14 protein-coding genes are annotated in these 17,957 nt (G+C 57.6%); 3 read left to right on the plus strand and 11 right to left on the minus strand.

The window, feature by feature from the left end:
* Nucleotides 1-9: 9 nt before the first annotated feature.
* Nucleotides 10-1,116: an acyl-CoA dehydrogenase family protein gene (locus tag GRI91_RS13805; RefSeq protein WP_160737275.1), complete on the minus strand. Its 1,107-nt coding sequence runs from the start codon at nt 1,114-1,116 to the stop codon at nt 10-12.
* Nucleotides 1,113-2,330: an acyl-CoA dehydrogenase family protein gene (locus tag GRI91_RS13810; RefSeq protein WP_337190386.1), complete on the minus strand. Its 1,218-nt coding sequence runs from the start codon at nt 2,328-2,330 to the stop codon at nt 1,113-1,115. Before GRI91_RS13810 ends, GRI91_RS13805 begins: the two co-directional genes overlap by 4 nt.
* 279 nt (nt 2,331-2,609) lie before the next feature.
* Between GRI91_RS13810 and GRI91_RS13815 the strand changes: the two genes are divergently transcribed.
* Nucleotides 2,610-5,321: a TonB-dependent receptor domain-containing protein gene (locus tag GRI91_RS13815; protein WP_160737276.1), complete on the plus strand. Its 2,712-nt coding sequence runs from the start codon at nt 2,610-2,612 to the stop codon at nt 5,319-5,321.
* Nucleotides 5,322-5,491: 170 nt separating this feature from the next.
* On the opposite strand, the gene GRI91_RS13820 is transcribed toward GRI91_RS13815, so the two are convergent.
* Together GRI91_RS13820 and GRI91_RS13825 are read right to left on the minus strand one after the other, a co-directional pair.
* On the minus strand, nt 5,492-6,949 hold the full coding sequence (locus GRI91_RS13820) for an aldehyde dehydrogenase family protein (protein WP_160737277.1): 1,458 nt from the start codon (nt 6,947-6,949) through the stop codon (nt 5,492-5,494).
* 81 nt (nt 6,950-7,030) lie between these two features.
* The gene (locus tag GRI91_RS13825; RefSeq protein WP_160737278.1) at nt 7,031-7,651 is read right to left on the minus strand and encodes a winged helix DNA-binding protein; all 621 of its coding nucleotides are present in this window, start codon (nt 7,649-7,651) and stop codon (nt 7,031-7,033) included.
* A gap of 194 nt (nt 7,652-7,845) precedes the next feature.
* On the opposite strand from GRI91_RS13825, the gene GRI91_RS13830 reads away from it, so the two are divergent.
* The gene (locus GRI91_RS13830) at nt 7,846-9,072 is read left to right on the plus strand and encodes an aromatic ring-hydroxylating oxygenase subunit alpha (RefSeq protein ID WP_237437903.1); all 1,227 of its coding nucleotides are present in this window, start codon (nt 7,846-7,848) and stop codon (nt 9,070-9,072) included.
* A gap of 109 nt (nt 9,073-9,181) precedes the next feature.
* On the opposite strand, the gene GRI91_RS13835 is transcribed toward GRI91_RS13830, so the two are convergent.
* From GRI91_RS13835 to GRI91_RS13855, 5 genes are read right to left on the minus strand one after another with little or no spacing between them, the layout of a single operon-like run.
* The gene (locus GRI91_RS13835) at nt 9,182-10,180 is read right to left on the minus strand and encodes an amidohydrolase family protein (RefSeq protein WP_160737280.1); all 999 of its coding nucleotides are present in this window, start codon (nt 10,178-10,180) and stop codon (nt 9,182-9,184) included.
* Complete coding sequence (locus GRI91_RS13840; protein WP_160737281.1) at nt 10,177-10,842, minus strand: RraA family protein; 666 nt, start codon at nt 10,840-10,842, stop codon at nt 10,177-10,179. Before GRI91_RS13840 ends, GRI91_RS13835 begins: the two co-directional genes overlap by 4 nt.
* Entirely contained in the window at nt 10,835-11,506 is a 672-nt protein-coding gene (locus tag GRI91_RS13845) for an RraA family protein (protein WP_160737282.1), read from the minus strand. The genes GRI91_RS13840 and GRI91_RS13845 overlap by 8 nt, the downstream gene beginning before the upstream one ends.
* A 29-nt stretch (nt 11,507-11,535) precedes the next feature.
* A complete protein-coding gene (locus GRI91_RS13850) occupies nt 11,536-12,546 on the minus strand; it encodes a DODA-type extradiol aromatic ring-opening family dioxygenase (protein WP_160737283.1) in 1,011 nt (336 codons plus the stop codon).
* Nucleotides 12,547-12,583: 37 nt separating this feature from the next.
* Nucleotides 12,584-13,699, minus strand: coding sequence for a 5-methyltetrahydropteroyltriglutamate--homocysteine S-methyltransferase (locus GRI91_RS13855; RefSeq protein WP_160737284.1), 1,116 nt, complete (start codon nt 13,697-13,699; stop codon nt 12,584-12,586).
* A gap of 429 nt (nt 13,700-14,128) precedes the next feature.
* Here GRI91_RS13855 and GRI91_RS13860 point away from each other — a divergent pair, with 429 nt between their 5' ends.
* Nucleotides 14,129-14,521 (plus strand): VOC family protein, encoded by a 393-nt coding sequence (locus tag GRI91_RS13860; RefSeq protein WP_160737285.1) that lies wholly within the window; start codon nt 14,129-14,131, stop codon nt 14,519-14,521.
* Between the two features lie 144 nt (nt 14,522-14,665).
* Here the strand turns inward: GRI91_RS13860 and GRI91_RS13865 are convergent, their stop codons facing one another.
* Both GRI91_RS13865 and GRI91_RS13870 read right to left on the minus strand, forming a co-directional pair.
* A complete protein-coding gene (locus tag GRI91_RS13865) occupies nt 14,666-17,080 on the minus strand; it encodes a TonB-dependent receptor (protein ID WP_160737286.1) in 2,415 nt (804 codons plus the stop codon).
* Nucleotides 17,081-17,218: 138 nt separating this feature from the next.
* Nucleotides 17,219-17,896: a retropepsin-like aspartic protease family protein gene (locus GRI91_RS13870; RefSeq protein WP_160737287.1), complete on the minus strand. Its 678-nt coding sequence runs from the start codon at nt 17,894-17,896 to the stop codon at nt 17,219-17,221.
* Nucleotides 17,897-17,957: the final 61 nt, after the last annotated feature.

Here is a 17,957-nt window from a genome sequence, read left to right on the forward strand (position 1 = left end):
ACGCCATCCTCACGCCGCCTTATCCAGCGGGGCCAGACGGGCGAAACGCTCCGTCCATTCCTCTGCGGGATAGAGCAGTTCAAAACTGGTCAGCCGGGCAAAATAATGAGCGGCGGGATATTCCTCGGTCAGGCCCATGCCGCCATGCATCTGCACGGTTTCCTCCGCGATCTGCCGGGACGACAGCGCCGTACGCACCAACGCGCCGCAGGCCAGTCGCCAGCCCCCCGCATCTGGCCCGTTGCAAGCCGCGACCATTGCCTGTGCGACCAGCGCATCCGCCAGTTCAAGCACCAGACTCATATCGACCATACGATGCTGCAGCGCCTGAAACGCTCCGATGGGACGGCCAAATTGGTGCCGCGTCTGCAATTGTTCCAGAGTCAGCGCATTGGCACCGCGCATCGCCCCCACGGCATCGCAAGCGTTTAACAAGCTGGCTTCCAGCTCGATGCGTTCAAAAGCATCAGCCAGGGCCTCACCCTGTGCCACCAGATAAGCAGGATTGGTTTCCACGCTATTCAGAGCGACATTTGCGGCGCCGCGTCCGTCGAAAAGCTGGTAGGGAGTGCATGTGACGCCGGGCTGATCGGCAGGCATGGCAAACAAATGCGGCACGCCTTGCATATCACGGGCGGAAAGCAGCAGGATCTGCGCAGCGTCCCCGCCCAGCCAAACATCTTCCTGCCCGGAAAGCCGCCAGCCCCCATCCATGGCCTCTGCGCCAAAGCCACTTTCCCGACCATGCAGTATCGAAGGTGCCACAACAGCAAGCTGTCCGTCAGCCAGCACGCCCGCGGTTCCGGCCAGTGCCGCCAGCCGAGCGCCCAACATCGCAGGCAAGGCCGGCTCTATCGCAAGTCCCCGCCCCATGGCTTCGGCCACAACCGACATATGGCCCAGCGACGCAGGATCCTGCACTGCATCCTTATCCGCTGCCAGCATGAAAATGCCCAGCTCCTCCAGCCGCGGCCACAGCACTGACTTATCCAGCCCCTGCCCGGTGGCCATGGCCTTGCGCATGGCATCTCGCTGTTCAAAGCCGTATTCACGCTCAAGCAAACGGTCCACGCCATCAGCTAGCATACGGCGCACATCATCCTGCGTATCGATCATGCCCGCGCTCCTTTTACCGCAGTGGAAGCAGGTTTGGTCAGACCCAGCATGCCTTTGGCGACGATATTGCGCTGCACTTCGCTGGAGCCGCCATAAATACTAACTACGCGGGTATCGAAGTGGTTTTTCAGCAGGTTGGAATCCTCACCATCGGCGCCCAGACGCAGAGCAGACGGACCGGTCGCCTCCACCAGCAGGCGAGTCAGGCGCTGTTGCAGCTCCGCCCCTTTCAACTTCAGGAAATTGGCCTCGAAGCCGGGTGCGTCGCCGAGTTGATAGCGGCCGAGCATTCGCAGGCTCAGAGCTTCTACGCTCATTAAATCCAACGCAACGCCCGCGATATGGCGCCGGATACGCTTCCGCCCTTCACCAGACAGGCCGCTGCGCCCCACCACCTGTTCCAGATGGCGCAACTGCCGCTTGCACAGGCCCACCCGTGCTATGTTCAGGCGCTCATTGCCCAGCACCACACGGGTGTAGTTCCAACCCTCATTTACCTCACCCACCAGATTGGCGGCGGGCACTCGGGCGTTATCGAAATAGACCTCATTCGTGGTCCGCTCCCCATTCAGAAGCATGATCGGGCGCACATCGACGCCGGGCGTGTTCTTCATGTCGATGAGCAGCATGGAGATGCCCATCTGCGGTCGGGGTGCGTCGGGATCGGTGCGGACCAGGCAGAACATCATATCGGCGGCATGGGCCACGGTGGTCCACATTTTCTGCCCGTTGATGACCCATTGATCGCCGTCCAGCACAGCACGGGTTTTCAGGCTGGCCAAGTCAGACCCTGCGCCTGGCTCGCTGAAGCCCTGACACCACCGATGCTCACCAGACAAAATTTTCGGCAGATAGCTGCGTTTCTGCTGCTCCGTACCGTAACGGATCAGCACTGGCGCCAGCAATTGCAGACCGAAGGGGCTGAGTTCCGGCGCACCTTCTTCCGCGAGCGTTTCCACGAAAAGATAGTTTTTCGCCGGACTCCAGCCTGTACCGCCCCATTCGACAGGCCAGTGGGGGGCCGCCCAGCCCTGACGCGCCAAGGTGGCATGCCAGACGCGCTTTTCCTCCAGACTAACCGGCTGGGCACAGATCACTCTGCGCCGCACATCCTGATCAAGGTTGGAGTGAACAAAGTCACGCACCTCATCCGCAAAAGCGGTGTCCTCTTCTGAAAAAATGGTCCTCTCCCAAGGCAGGTGATTCGTTATCAGGTTGCTTTATATAAAGTCGCTTTATAAATGCATGCAATGGGTTTCACAATACAGCCTGTTCAATGAGCGATGCGGCAGACCCTCGGGAATTTCTATTTTTTATCGTTATTTATCAATATGTTATGATTCCAAACACCCTGAATGGCACGGCCATACAGCATCATGATATAGTTATCATAAACAATCTGTTTGTTATATTGAACAACGGAATTTGATGAAGTAGGGTTACGTCAGATCGCACTCAAACGAAGTGCGGCGATATTGGGAGAGAGAATAGCTATGCGTATTTTCACGCAAGTCGGCGCGCGTGTTCCGGCCACACGTCGCTCTATATTCCGGACACAACTTGTATTGGGTACAGCCATTACAGTCCTTGCCAGTCCAACGCAGGCCTATGCCCAGGAAGAAGAAAACAGTTCTCATGAGATGATCGTGGTCACGGGGTCCTATCTCGGCGATCAGGGTGTTACCCCGACACAGATTCTTTCGCGGGAAGACCTGACCACCGCTCCGCGTGCTTCCGTCGGCGAATTGCTGACCCTGTCTCCGGAATTCAGCGGCAGCGCTGTCTTTGGCGACGTCGGCAACAACAACCAATCTCCGGGCGCCTATGTCAATCTGCGCGGCCTCGGCCCCAGCGGCACACTTGTACTTTTGAACGGCCACCGCATTGCCCCAACATCCGAACCCGACCGCAACGGCAATTTCGGAGTGGACGTAAACACACTGGCCCCTTCCATCATGATTGAACGTGTTGAAGTGCTGAAGGGCGGTGCCACTGGTCTGTACGGCAGCGATGCCGTGGCCGGCGTGGTCAACTTCGTAACGCGCGATGATTTTGAAGGACTTGAGCTCGACGCCAATTATCAGGCAACCGATTACGGGGGACACAATGAACTTGTTCTGGGCGCCATCATGGGCGTCCAGAGTGATCGTGGTTCTTTGGTCATGGCGGCCGAATATATGGATCGCAACGAATTCGATTTTCTGAGCCAACCGGATGCCCAGGCATTTGTGGATGCCAATCCGTCGCTATCAACATTCGGCAACCCCGGCAGCTTTCAGCTGCTGCCCGGTCAGACTTATAACGACACCGTTGGCCCCGGCCCCCTGCCCCGTTTTGTGGCAGATCCTGATTGCACGACCGCAAATGTTGAAGGCGGCGGCAATGTGAGCGGCCTTGGTCCGCCTTACAATGAGATCTGCGGTTCGGAACAGCGAGCAGGTCGGGAAGCGGTAACGCCGCAGGAACGCTTTGTCGCAACGATCCGCGGCAGTTATGAACTGTCCGAAGCACTGGAGGTTGGTGCGGAGCTGGGCTTTGCGAAGACCAGCATGTATTTTGACCCCAGCACAGGTTTTCCCATCACCAGCCAACCCTTTGTTCCGGCCAGCAATCCCTACAACCCATATGGCGGCGATGTCCGCTTCCGCGGCCGGTTCGAGGTGGACGGTTTCTACATTGACGGAGAATGGTGGAACGCATCCGCATTTGCCAAGGGCGATCTGGGCGATGGCTGGGGCTATCAGGCCAGCTTTACCTGGTCGGAAAACAAGGTGGATGCCCGCCAGCAGGATATGGTGAGCGATCGCTTCGTCAACGCCCTGAACGGTCTGGGCGGCGCCGATTGCAATCCCGCCACCGGTACGCCGGGTCTTGGTCCATGCCAGTATCTGAACGTCTTCGGCTCGCGCTTCCTGGACCAGCCGAATGACCCCGACCTGGTCAATTATGTGCGCGCCACGCAGCTGAAACAGAACAAGGCACAGCAAATGGCCTGGCAAGGCGTCATCACTGGTGACCTGAGCGGCAAGATCGACCTGCCGGGCGGCGCAGTACAGGTTGCCCTGGGCTATGAACGCCGTCATGAACAGCTTTCCAAAGATGTCGACCCGCTGACCGAAGGGGGTGACTGGCTGTTCGTGGTTGAGGAAACCGACTTTGCCGCCAGCCGTGACTTCGATGCCGTCTTCGGCGAAATTCACATTCCCGTTCTGCCGGAAGTCGATATTCAGGCGGCCGGCCGTTACACATCCTTCGAAGGAAATGACAGTTTCGACCCGCAGGTGGGCATTCGCATTCGCCCCATCCCGCAGGTGGAACTGACCGGCACCTACAGCTCATCCTTCCGCGCACCAGACTTACGCCGGATCTATGGCGTAGGTGAAACGGACGCCACAGGCATCAACGTGCCGGGGATTTCCGCACCGGCAACCAATGGCATTGTCATTCCCAACGCCGATCTTGGCCCGGAAGAGGCGGAATCGTGGACCGCCGGCATCACCGTCGAGCCGGTCTATCAGCTGAGCATGAGCGCGACGTACTGGACATATGACTTCCGCGGCATTGCCGTGCAGGAAAGTCCCCAGTCTGTCGTTCAGGCCTATGTCGACAGTGGCGGTGTTGAATTTGCGGACCGGCTGGTGTTTGATCCGGTCAGCCAGGAACTGGTGCAACTGTATCTGCAGTCCATCAACGCGGCGGAAATGACCACCAGCGGCATCGACATGTCGGCCGATTATTCCTTCAGCCTTGGCAGCGCCGGTGTCATCTCTTTGAACACCAACGCCACGGTCACCACAAAATACAGCTATCGGGAAGCCGACGGCGGGCCAATGGTGGATGCATTGGGCAGGAATAATGCCGCCACGCTGGCCTCCGCGATGCCAAAATGGCGGGCTAATGCCGGCATGAGCTGGAGGTTGGACGGACATTTCGCTCAGGCAACTGTACGGTATATAGACGGGCTGATCGCCACCGAATATGCCGAGGATGATCCCCGGCAGAACACAGGTGGCCAGACTGTGCTCGACTTGTTCTACAGCTACACATTCGACATGGCCGGAAAGACAACGCTGAGAGCCGGCATCAACAATGTGTTCAACGAATTGCCTGCCTTTCAGGGCGCCTCGCTGTTCGCGCCCTATGTCGCCGGCGTGTACAACCCGCGTGGCCGCCAGTTTGTGCTGGGCATCAACAAGGCTTTCTAAACACCAACCAGTCGCCTTGCATTGACGCAGGGCGACTGGTTCTTCGCACAATGGGCCGGCCACTTCCCCGAACCGGCCCATTCCTTCTGCCTGACATATCCACCGATAAGAGAAACCCGGTGCTACCTTGGCAGCACCGGGCTTTTTGCGCTTGGACCATCCGGGGGCGTTCAGTTGCCAGGAGGAATGGCGTTAATCGCCTGCAATTCCATATAGGAGTGCAACCCCATCACGCCGTGTTCGCGACCATAGCCGGATTCCTTCATGCCACCGAAAGGCACATCACTGTCATTCACTCCATGACGGTTGATCCAGGCGGTGCCACAATCCAGCTGGCGGGCCAACTCCGCACAGCGCGCGCCGTCCCTGCCCCAGATGGACCCGCCCAGCCCGAGATTCCCGGCGTTTGCCCGTTCAACCGCCTCTTCTGCATTGCGTACTCGCACGATAGGAATGACGGGACCGAATTGCTCCTCCGCCACCAGTGGCGCTGTGTCATCCAGCCCGGTGATAACCGTGGGAGCAATGAAATAGCCGGGCCTGTCCAGCGCGCCACCACCCGCCAACACTGTGGCGCCCTCGCGGGATTTGGAGTCATCGAGCAAGGACAGCACCTTTTCATACTGCATCCGGTTCTGAACCGGCCCCATCTCAACGCCTTCTTCAAAGGCAGAGCCAACCTTCAGTGCCCTGGCTTTTTCTGCGATCCTGACCGCCAGTTCGTCATGCACAGCCTCATGCGCATAGATGCGTTTCACCGCCATGCAGATCTGCCCGCAATTGTAGAACGCGCTGCGGGCCAGTGCGGCGGCGGTGACATCCAGGTCCGCATTCTCCAGCACAATGGCCGCATCATTGCCGCCTAGTTCCAGTGTGATGCGCTTCAACGTGGCAGATGCGCTTTCCATCACGCGTTTGCCTGTAGCGACAGAGCCGGTGAAACTGATCTTGTCGATCCCGGCATGTGCAGTCATCCCGGCACCAAAGGCATTGCCACCCGCCAGAACATTCAACACGCCAGCAGGGAAAATATCCTTCGCGACTTCTGCCACGGCCAGCGTTGCCAGAGGCGTGTACGGCGATGGCTTCAGAACCAGTGTATTTCCAGTGTAAAGAGCCTGCGCGACCTTGTGCATGGCCAGAGCCACAGGGAAATTCCAGGGGGAAATGCCGCCCACCACACCCAGCGGGCGCCAGTTCAATACTACCGCGCCCCGGTCATCCTTGCGCAATAGCTCATCTTCCAGTGGCAAACTGGAGAGGTGGCGGATGTGAGTGCCCGAAACTTTCAGCTCCATTTCGGCCTGAGATAAAGGCTTTCCCTGCTCACGCGACAACAATGGAGCGATCAGCGGCGCTGCCTCTTCCAGCGCGGCGGCAAAGGTGTGCAGCACCGCCCGGCGTTTCTCCAGCGGCTGCGCCTTCCAGCCATGCCAAGCCACTCGAGCCGAACTGACCGCACAGTCCAGTTCCTCAACCCCAGCCTCCGGGCATTCCGCAAACACCTCACCGCTGGATGGGTCGACCACACCAAAAGGTGCACCTTGCGCCAACAGCTCACCACCGACAAGGTGACGCGGCTGCCACTGAGCCAACGCCTCCTCAATTCTAAAATCCGTCGCGGGCATGCCTTCTCCTTCGATCTTATTTTATGAATAGATCGAATAAGACAAAATGTTGCTTCAGTCTACAATATCCAGAGGAGAGATTTATCTCTCGCGGATTATCTTGCCCAACATATCGTGGAGTTGTCGCGCAGTCTGGAGATCAATGGCAACCTCTTCAGAGCGGCCAGAACGAGAGCGGGCAGCAGGCTTTTCCTTATGCTTGCGCCACACGGCCTCCGCGCCATCGCCATCCGCTTCCATTTCATTCAGATGATCATGCAACAACGTCAGGCAGGTGACGAAGGTTTCTTTCTGCTCTGGCGAAAGCACGGACATCATACTGACATTCAACGCAGCAGATGCGGCATGCAATTCACTGTGCAATGCCCGACCCTTTTCGGTCAGGGAAACCAGCACAGATCGCTGATCCTGGGGGTTTTCCTGCTTCTTGATCAAGTCGGATTCCACCAATCGATTCATGATACGGCTGGCGTAGCTTTTTTCCAGATGCGCCATGGCGCAGACATTCTTGAAGGTCACGAGATCCAGGCTGCCGGTGATGCCGATGATGCGGCATTCCGTCAGGCTCAAGCCGAAGAGATCGCGGTAATACCGTTCAGAAAAACGCTCTGAATGGCCGCCAAGCATATGCAGCTTGAAGGTCATGAAATTGCGGAATGACTTCAGGCGCTGGCTTTCGCCCTGCTGGGTATCATCGCTCACAGGTCACTCCTGGCAAAGGCTGCAACCATAGCCATTGCCCATCTCAACGGGAAGAGCCCGCAAGCACAACCGCTTGACAATTTTTGTTGTCTTAGACAATAAAAATGAGAAGAATATATAAACAACATTGGGAGAGAGAGATGCTGACAGATGAACAAAATCGTCTGCTCACAGAGGTTGGGCCAGGCAAACCCATGGGGGATTTGCTCCGCCGATACTGGCACCCTATCGGCGGCGTATCCGAACTGGAAAATGAGCCGACCAAATCCGTCCGCCTGATGGGGGAGGATCTTGTTCTATATAAGGATCTGGATGGCAATTACGGCCTGATGGGCAAGCATTGTCCGCATCGCCAAGCCGATATGGCCATGGGTTTCGTGGAAAAGTGCGGCCTTCGCTGCAGCTATCACGGCTGGCTGTTTGACCATAAGGGCGATTGCCTGGAACAGCCCTATGAAGACACGGCAAACCCCGGCGGTCGATATCGCGACAAGGTGAAGATCAAGGCCTACCCTGTGAAGGCCAAGGCGGGCTTGCTGTGGGCCTATCTCGGTCCGGGACCAGCGCCTGAACTACCAGATTGGGCGCCGTTCAACTGGAAGAACGGCTTCGTACAGATTGTCTTGTCCGAAGTTCCCTGCAACTGGCTGCAAGGGCAGGAAAATTCTATTGATCCGGTTCATTTTGAGTGGATGCACGCCAATTGGACTGTCCGCCTCCGCGGACAGGAAGGCCCCTATGGCCCGAAACATTTGAAGGTGGACTTCCGCGAAAAAGACTTCGGCTATACCTACAACCGCATTCGCGAAGACACGGATGAAACCCACCCCTTCTGGGAAGTAGGTCGCGCCTGCGTGTGGCCCAACGCCATCTTCACCGGCGACCATTTTGAATTTCGCGTCCCGGTTGATGACGAAAATATGCTGTCCGTGGGTTGGTTCTTCAGCCGCGTCCCGCGCGAACAGGAGCCGTTTAAACAGGACAGCATCCCCACATGGTACGGACCGGTGAAAGATCCGGAAAACGGCCGCTGGATTACCAGCCATGTGATGAATCAGGACTTCGTTGCCTGGGCAGGTCAGGGACGTATTTCAGACCGCACGCAGGAGAATCTGGGTCTCAGCGACAAAGGTATTGCCATGCTCCGCAGACAGTTCCTGCGCGATCTGGAATTGATCAAAAATAGCGACGAAGACCCCAAGGGGATCATCCGTGATCCGGCGAAGAACCACAATCTGGAACTGCCTGTCTTTGATCGGGAAGCCATCGAGAAGGGCTTTACCAAAGAAGAAATCAAGCAGCGTGGTCTCTTACATCACACCCGCTTCATCTTTCAGGCTGGCCAGCCGGAAGACGTGCGCAAGATGCAGGAGGACGCCATGGGTATTGGCATCGAAGCCAAAGGCTATGTGGACGGATAAACTAGGCGAATAAAAAGCCCCGCTGCATAATGGGGCTTTTTCTCTGCCCGGATCAGCGCAACTGGCTGTTCAAAGGCCTGCCTTCATCAGGAAGGCAGGCCTTTTGTACTCAGACGTCCAGATTGAAGACCTTGCGTGCGTTGTCTTCAAAGATCATCTTCTTGTCCGCCGCACTCAACCAGTCAAAACTATCAATACAGGGGGCGATGTGATCCATCGCCACGCCTGTATCCGGGTTTATCGAAGAGCCGACACCCGGGCATTCACTGCCGAAGAGGCAGCGGTCCGCTCCAACGGTTTCGATCAGCAGCCGCAGCGCCCCTTCAGTGTAGAGCACCGTGTCGAAATAGAGCTTGCGCATCTGGTCGGAAAAGCGCCGAGGCCCGCGCAGCGACTGGGATTCGAACCGACCAAACTGGTAGGGCATGGCCCCGCCCCCATGGCTGATCACTACCTTCAGATCAGGGAAGTCTTCGAACACGGAGGAATTGCACAAGGTGTAAACCGCAATGGATTCCTCATTGATGAAGTGCAGCGAATAGGGCGTACGCTCAGAAACAGAGCCTGTTGCGTGAATATGCGCGGGCATGTCCAGCTCACACAGCTTTTCATAGAGGGGATACCAGTAACGATCCCCCATCCCCGGCGCCTCTTCCGCGCCATTTTCATAAGGGTCTGGATTGAGCAGGAAGCCCTTGAAGCCGAGGCTGACACAGCGGTCCATTTCCGCAAACACATTTTCGATCGGTTCTCCCGCCACCTGCGGCAGACCTGCAACCGGAATGAAAGTGTCAGGGATCAGCGCACACTGGCGGTGAATGATCGTGTTCACTTCCTCACAGAACCAATGGACCAGGCGGCCTGGCTGTGTTGAATTCATCATCTGAAACGGACGCGGCGAAATAAGCTGCATATCGGTTCCATGATCGTGCAAGAGCTGAAGGTGCCCGTCGGGCCAGACCTCCTTCTTCTTCGCTGCGGCGATAATTTGTTCATCGGTCACATTCACCTTGCCCCGCCCGTGGGAGCCACGATGTGCCAGAATGCTGGCCTTATAGGCCCATAGCTCCACCGGAGCGCTGACATGGCCATGACAGTCAATGATCATTGGGCATCCTTCCTGGTCTGAAGATTATGGTATTTGAATTGGTGGCGCGCCTCATCCAGGCGCATCCCACCGCGCACTGCTTCGCGAATGCTGTTTTCGGCGGCGTCGATTTCCTCGGCAGCGTCTAGAACTGCCTCTTCATGCTCGCTCGGGATCACCACAACACCATCCGGATCGCCTACCAGAATATCACCGGGGCCGACCCGCGCGCCGCCAATACCGACGACACAATCCATTTCCTCCACCTGCACCCGGTCCTTGCCGGTCCGCATCCAGTGGTCGAGCGAGAAGATCGGGTAGCCAAGGCTGCGGCAGAGATGAACATCCCGACTGATGCCATCGATCACTGTTCCCGCCAGCTGGCGGCGATGGGCTATCTCGGTCAGGATATCGCCCCAGATCGTGGCGTCGGTCCGGCCACGATTGTCAATCACCACCACGGCACCTTCCGGCACATCGTCTATGTAATCCCCCACCGTGCCAGGCGGGGTGGAATTGGGGCCGCACCGCATCGTGAAGGCCCGCCCGGCCATCCGAAAGTCCGGGTCACGGCCCTTTATTCCATAGCACTGGCCAACAATACCCAGCCGGTCCAGCGCGTCACTGATGGTGGCGGTTTCGAGCTTCCCGGCCCGGGCAACATTGGTATCCGGATCACTCATCGCCCCTCGCCTCCAACATATATTCGTAATTCGCCCCCAGCACGTCACTGGCGCTTTCACCCTGCGCAAGGCGGCGGGTCATTTCTGCTTCGCGCGCAGCAACCATTCGGGCAGTTTCAACGACTTCCGCAGCCTGGTCAGCGGGCAGAAAAATCACCGCACTGCTATCCGCGAAGGCATAGTCACCGGGGCTTACGGTGATATCACCAACTCTCACCGGCACATCGGTAGCCGCCTCATGAACACGGGCGCGCGCCGTCCGGGCGGTAAAACCACGACTGAAGACCGGAAAGCCAATTTCGCGCGCTTCATCGATATCACGCACCAGCCCTTCGGCAATCACACCGGAGATTCCGTGATACTGCGCCGCACGGCTCAAGATGCCACCCCAGGAACCGGCCTCTATGCCGGTGCGCTGCTCCATGACGATAATCTCACCCGCATCGCTGGCATCAATGGCTGCTGCCCCCAGATGTCGCGGCTTACTGCCTTCTGGCGGGCTGCCGGGGGCCAGCTTCACGGTGTGGACACGGCCGGCAATCTTCACTCCGGGGGTTGATGCCACTAAGCCGCTGACGCAGCCGGACAGTCCCAGCTTGTCCAGTGCATCCGACAGGGCACAAGCATCCAACGCGCGCAATTGCGCGATCAGATCATCATCCATTTTGTTCCTCTCTCTCGAAGGGGATTGTCTTATTGCCAAGCCACAAAGCCATTGGCTGTGCCGGTCCCCGCTTCTGACCGGTAACAGGGTTCATATCCGACCACGTCGCCCTTCAGACCGCTGTCGAACAGCACACCCGCCGCCGCGATCCACGTCTTCAATTCGGAAGAGCCGGACTGCAGCAAAGCTTCGTCAATGGAGGCCAGCGCCCGCTGGTCGCGATTGCGCAGCGCATCGAAAATGCGTTCATCCAACTGTTCGTCGATGACGAAATGGCTCATTCCACCAGAGCCGAACACGGCAATCCGCTTATCCTTGAAAGTCGACTTCAGCGCCCGGCCTACTGCCTGACCAAAGGCGAAGCAGCGCGCGGCCGTCGGCTGATTAGGCGGAAAGAAGGTGTTGAAGATCACCGGCACATTGGGGATCACGCTATCGCGCATGATCTGGCGATAGATAAAGCCGAAAGCATGCGGTACACCGCTGGACCAGTGACCCGGCGGCTCTGGCAGCTTGCGCGATACGGCCACATCGAAACCTTCGGACACCACTGATTTCACCAAATGTTCGGCAAGCTCGGGGCAAGCTGGATATTCGCGACGCTCCGGCGGGCTATGCCCCCATTCCGCCTCGTGAATGCCCGGCGGCATTCGCGCGGCCTGCTGCGGCGATGCCGGCTGATCCCAGATCGTGTCTCCCATGAAAACCGTGATGGCCGGGGTTACATCATCCAGAAACAACTCGCGCTGATCATTGCCCATGATGATGGCGACATCAGGCTTGGCCGCTGCAAACCGCTCCGCCATTTCGGCAATCGCCGCCTGACATCCGGCGTGCCTCTGCTTGCGCGCATCAAGTGCGCATTTTTCCGCCAGTTCTTCATCCGCGCGCAGGCTGACGAGACTGTCAAAGTCATAGATTCCACCGCGAAAAGGGTGCTGCCTCTTCTTGTCCGCGGTGACCCGCAGTGTCCACTGTTCCGGATCGGTGGACAGGGTAGGACCATGGGAAGTCCACATCCCCAATACAATTTCACCCATTTCTCTCTCCCAACGCCCTGTGTCGGACTGTCTGGTGTCAGCCCCAGACTTGTTCCGCCACTTCGACTACCAAAGCGAGTTTGCGCTTTTCATGTTCGATATCCATCGTGTTGCCGCCAATCCCGCTGGAGAAGCCGCATTGCGGTGACAGAGCCAGCTGATCCAGAGGTGCGTAGCGAGCAGCCTCCTCAATCCGGCGCTTCAACTCATCCGCGGTTTCCATCTTGCCGCTCTTAGTGGTGACCAGTCCCAACACGACAGTCTTGCCCTTGGGCAGGAAACGCAGCGGCTCGAACCCGCCTGCGCGCTCACTGTCATATTCCAGAAAATATCCATCCACGTTGATTTCATTGAACAGCACGTCCGCAACCGGATCATAGCCGCCCTCGGCCATCCACTTGCCCGCGAAGTTGCCGCGGCAGACGTGGATGCAGGCGCGCATAGTGTCTGGGCGACCGGCAATGGAACGGTTGATCAAATTGCCGTAGACATGCGGCAGCTTATCCGGGTCTTCACCAATATTGCTCTGCACCTGCTCGCGCAGAACAGGATCGCACAGATAGGCAAAGTTTGTTTCATCCAGCTGGAAATAAGTGCAGCCAGCATCCGCCAGATCGGCGATTTCAGCCGCATAGACGCCCGCCAGATCGGCATAGAACTCTTCTATATCCGGATAGATATCGGTGTCGATCGCCTCACGCCCGCCGCGGAAATGCAGGATGGAGGGGGACGGCATAGTGATTTTTGCCGTTTGCTTCGTCACGGTCTTGAGGAACTTGAAATCCTCAACGAAGATTGGCTCGGGACGGCTCAACTTGCCGGTTACACGCATCGTATGTGGCTTGCCCTTGGCCACGCCGCTTTCCGAATGGAATGTGACCGAAAATTTGGACGCGTGCGGCTCCACATTGGCCAGACGCAGCAGAAAATCGGTGTGCCAGCTGCCCCGATTATACTCTCCATCCGTCACCGACTTCAGGCCGACATCTTCCTGCATGGCGACAACTTCGCGAATAGCCTTCTGCCGGACAGCATCCATTTCCGCGTCGTCGATTTCTCCATTCGAGTACCTGACGCGCGCATCAATCAACCATTGCGGCCGGATCAAGCTTCCAACCTGATCGGCCCGAAAAGGCGGTAACGCATCAGTCATTCAAGCCTATCCTTTGTAGCTATAATCAACTGTACTGTAGCTTTAGACAACGATATAGCCCGCACATATCCTCTTGGTCAACCATTGCTTGCCCCGCCAACAGAACGCTGTCGTTGAACCTCAATTCAGCGCAGAGATGACACATGCGATGCACGCAATATTCGGCCCGTACCGTCAGTGCCGGACGTCAAAGCGGATGCTTCTCATGTCTTCGTTGGGAAACTTGTCGTCAGATAACCGCCTGTCAGAATGGCGCCTCGACGAAGATTTTCGCTTATCTGTTCGGAAGCCCGTTGGCTCGCGGTTTTTGCGAATTTGCCCCCTGTTCGCATCGACTTGCTCGATCCGGCTTTCCAGCCAGGCGATCGATAGCCTCGCAAGTGCTGCAGATGACCTCTATACCTGCGCTGAATTCAAGGGAGATCTATCATGTCTGCATCCGCTATCCGGCTTTCCTTCTTCAAATTGAACACCGCCAATATGGAGGCCGCCTTGCGCTTCTATGGCGACGGGTTCGGCTTCGCGATTACCGCGACTTTTGATGAACCGGATTTCATCGAGCACATCATGGCGCTTCCGGGCCAGCAAACGGGGCCCAGCCTGCTGCTGGTCGAATGGAAAGATGCACGTGACGTGTCGGTCGGCGGCGGCCATGGACCGGTCGGCTTCGAAGTCGATGATCTGGACGCGGTTTACCAGCGGCTGCTGGAACTGGGTGCCACGGGAACTGTCGAGCCATTTGATATGGAAGGCACAAAGGTCGCGATGCTGACCGACCCCGAAGGGCATGAGATCGAACTTATCCAGCTCGCCAAGAACTGAAAGGTTCAGCGAACCCCGGCTGCCTCCGCATATCCCTTTGCCGTCAGGTGACAGCTTGGCATATCGAACCAGCCCGCAATCAGACAAACAAAAGGGCGCCGGTCATTGAGACCGGCGCCCTTTATAAGACGATCCAGCGTTGGATCAGAACTCGCGGCGAACCGTGAGCGACCATTCGCGCGGACGGCCAGGGTTGCCGGTCACAACGCCATAGCTGTTCACATTTTCCGCCAGAGCGACGTAGTAGAACTTGTCAAAGACGTTCGTGACAGCGCCACTGATCGACCAGTTGCTATCAGCCGTTTCGAAGGTCAGGCGTGCGTTGAACAGGCTGTAACCGTCGATCTTGTTGTAATCGCTATTGATCGAGTTCGTGTTGAAGCTCGAACGATAGGACCAGTCGACGCGCGGGGTCAGCGTAGCGCCGCTCTTGAACATAGCGGCATACTGAACACCAGCCGAAGCCTGCCATTTTGAAATATACGGCGCGACCATATCCATGGTGACCATCGTCGCGGGGTTGGTGATTTCAGTGTAATCGAAATCCAGATAACCCAGCGAACCGTCGATGCTGAAACCGCGGGCCGGTTCGATTACGGTTTCAAGTTCAAAGCCGAAAATCTCGGCATCGCCCGCATTGGACGGGATCGAACAGGCCGGAACCGCGCTGGTCGGGCACTGATAACGCACCAGCTGGATATCCGAGTAATCGTTCAGGAATACGGCACCGTTCAGAGTGACGGCACGGTCGAGGAAGCGGCTCTTGAAACCACCTTCATAGGTGGTGATCTTTTCAGGACCGAACGTCTGCACCTGATCCGGAACATAAGGAGTGGGGTTCACACCGCCGCCCTTGAAGCCGGTCGAAACCTGAGCATACACCATCACGTCGTCGGTGAGATCGTAGTTGAGACCAACACGGTAATCGATCTGATCACCCGAGAAGGTGTCCTTCTGACCGTTCAGGCCAACCAGAATGAAGTTGGTCGGATCGGTCGGAGCAGGAGGCGTGCCATCCAGATTGGAACGACCGAAATTGTAGGTCTTCTTGTCATCCGTGTAACGCAGGCCGCCGACCAGATCGAGACGATCCGTCGCGTGAACTTCAAGGTGCCCGAACACAGACGCGCTGCGGTTGGTGACCTTGTCGTCCTGAATGAAGTTCAGCATCGATGTCGGGATGTGCTGACGTCCATTGATGCGGTCTTTCGCATCATAATAGAAGCCGCCAACCGTGGTGTCGATCAGGCCATCCGCCAGCTGTGCCGACAGACGCAGTTCCTGCGTGAACTGTTCGTGGCGATAGCCGAATTCAGCCTGGATCAAAGCGATGGGCGAGCCGTCATAATCGATGCCGCTGGTACCATCGGCCACACGGTAACCGGTGATCGATGTCAGCGAGAGATTGTCGGCCAGTTCGTAATCGATCTTGCCAGACACGCCCCAGCTTTCAACCGAGCTGGTCGGGCTCGCCTGGAAAGTGCCGGGGGCAAATTGTGCCGGGAAACCGAAATTGGTCGTGTAATTGCCACCTGCAGCATAGGTGGAATAGCTGGAATAGCTCTTCGGCCCAGTGATGAAGCGGCTATCGAAAGGCACGCCGGCGGTCGGATCGCCTTCCACATAAGAGCGCACATTCGGGTTGTCGGCATAGACCAGCTTGGTTGCCGGTGCTTCGGAATTATTGGTTGAATAATCCGCGCGGACATTGATTTCGAGCGGCGAGCCGTAAGGTGCATAACGCAGGGCCAGGCGGGTCGCCTGCATATCCTGGCCGCCCTCTGTACCGAGCTTGCAGCCATCCGTTCCGGTGCCGGTCGTGGGGAAGCCCGAACCGGGGTTCAGACAGCCATAGTCGAGACGATCGAAGAAACCATCCGCCGTTTTCGACACACCGGAAATGCGGGCATACAGGCCATCTGCAATGGTGAATTCAGCGCTGGCACGCAGATCGATGCGGTTGTAGCTGCCATATTTCGCTTCCACGAAACCGCCGCCTGTGCCGTCCGGCTCACTGGTGTAGAGCTTGACCGCGCCGCCGACCGAGTTCTTACCCGAAAGCGTACCCTGAGGACCGCGAAGCACTTCGACGCGTTCCAGATCGGTCAGATCCATCACGGCGCCAAAGGTCGTGCCGTAATAGATGTCATCAATATAAACGCCTACGCCAGGTTCCAGCGCGAAGCTCGAATCAGACTGGCCGATGCCACGAATGAAGGCCGCCACGGAGTTGCCCTGAATACCGCTGGCCTGTGACAGGCTGACATTCGGTGCATAATTGCCGAGATCGGTCACGCTTTCCTGGCTGCGCGCTTCAAGCGTATCAGCCGTTACGGCCGTAATCGCAATCGGCGTGTCCTGCAGATTCTGCTCACGGAACTGAGCCGTAACAACGATTTCGTTGCTGCCGAAATTCTGGGCTGTGGTGCTGCTGCTTTCAGCGGCCGTGTCACTTGCGTCCTGCGCCAGGGCGGGAGTTGCAAAGCCAAGTGCCAGGGCGCTCGAAGCAGCCAGAAAAGCACTTGCACGGAGGTGATACGCGCGGACGCGGTAAATCATAAATCTCTCCCAAGTATCATAACGACCGTTATCGACGGTCTGATTGGGAGTGCAGATATGAGGCCTTCCCGCCAGAAGCAAGCCCAATGATAACGATCGTGAGAATTTGCACTAAGCGTTACATGAAAGTAACACCTGTTACCGTTCCGGGGCTTCGCTCCCCGGGTTTGCGGCCTTGGGGACCAGAATAAGCGTGTTATTCTCCACCCTCCATGAAGCGAGGCGGGACAGCAGATTCATACCCACGACATTGCTGCGCCCCAGCCCCGGCGCGATGATCGCGTCCAGACCTTGTGCCTCCACATTGCCGAATCGGAATTCCTCGATATTCGTCATCTGCGCCGCCACAACACCATTTGCGGTGCGCATGCGGACCGGAATGCCGCCGCGGCGCGGTTCAAGATTTGCGGCTTCGGCCGTATCTGGCGACACCGCCGTGAGAGTGGCCCCGGTATCCACCATGAAGCGGGCAGGATGGCCGTTCACCTCAGCCTTCAGCCAGAAATGACCATCCGGGCTCAGCGCCACGCGGGTTTCACCGCCCGCCACGATCTGTTCGGGCATTCCCAATTCGGGCACGGCCAGATCAAACCGCGAATCCATACGTGACAATTGCAGCACGACCAGCAGCAGGATGCAGATAAGCCCGAGCGTGCTCAGGCCTCTCAACAACCGACCGAGAAACGGGGAATAGCGCAGCACGACCGAGCCCAGCAGGCCCACCGCCATAGATGCGACAGCCCCCAGCAGTAGGCCCGACTGAGGCACCGCCCTGACGTTCTGCGCAATTTGATCCCAGACCGGTGCTAAATCCATGCCCGTCATATAGGCGGCATCCGATGAAAAAACGATGTATGGATTGGCGTCAGCGCAGATG

Source organism: Altericroceibacterium endophyticum, assembly GCF_009827595.1.
Lineage (GTDB): Bacteria > Pseudomonadota > Alphaproteobacteria > Sphingomonadales > Sphingomonadaceae > Altericroceibacterium > Altericroceibacterium endophyticum.

Bases quoted from the DNA above. Each gene is read 5' to 3' on its own strand.
- GRI91_RS13830 (WP_237437903.1), top strand. From the start codon at position 7,846: ATGGGGGATTTGCTCCGCCGATACTGGCACCCTATCGGCGGCGTATCC.
- GRI91_RS13850 (WP_160737283.1), bottom strand. From the start codon at position 12,546: ATGGGTGAAATTGTATTGGGGATGTGGACTTCCCATGGTCCTACCCTG.
- GRI91_RS13865 (WP_160737286.1), bottom strand. From the start codon at position 17,080: ATGATTTACCGCGTCCGCGCGTATCACCTCCGTGCAAGTGCTTTTCTG.
- GRI91_RS13835 (WP_160737280.1), bottom strand. From the start codon at position 10,180: ATGATCATTGACTGTCATGGCCATGTCAGCGCTCCGGTGGAGCTATGG.
- GRI91_RS13815 (WP_160737276.1), top strand. From the start codon at position 2,610: ATGCGTATTTTCACGCAAGTCGGCGCGCGTGTTCCGGCCACACGTCGC.
- GRI91_RS13840 (WP_160737281.1), bottom strand. From the start codon at position 10,842: ATGAGTGATCCGGATACCAATGTTGCCCGGGCCGGGAAGCTCGAAACC.
- GRI91_RS13870 (WP_160737287.1), bottom strand. From the start codon at position 17,896: ATGGATTTAGCACCGGTCTGGGATCAAATTGCGCAGAACGTCAGGGCG.
- GRI91_RS13860 (WP_160737285.1), top strand. From the start codon at position 14,129: ATGTCTGCATCCGCTATCCGGCTTTCCTTCTTCAAATTGAACACCGCC.
- GRI91_RS13845 (WP_160737282.1), bottom strand. From the start codon at position 11,506: ATGGATGATGATCTGATCGCGCAATTGCGCGCGTTGGATGCTTGTGCC.
- GRI91_RS13820 (WP_160737277.1), bottom strand. From the start codon at position 6,949: ATGCCCGCGACGGATTTTAGAATTGAGGAGGCGTTGGCTCAGTGGCAG.
- GRI91_RS13855 (WP_160737284.1), bottom strand. From the start codon at position 13,699: ATGACTGATGCGTTACCGCCTTTTCGGGCCGATCAGGTTGGAAGCTTG.
- GRI91_RS13805 (WP_160737275.1), bottom strand. From the start codon at position 1,116: ATGATCGATACGCAGGATGATGTGCGCCGTATGCTAGCTGATGGCGTG.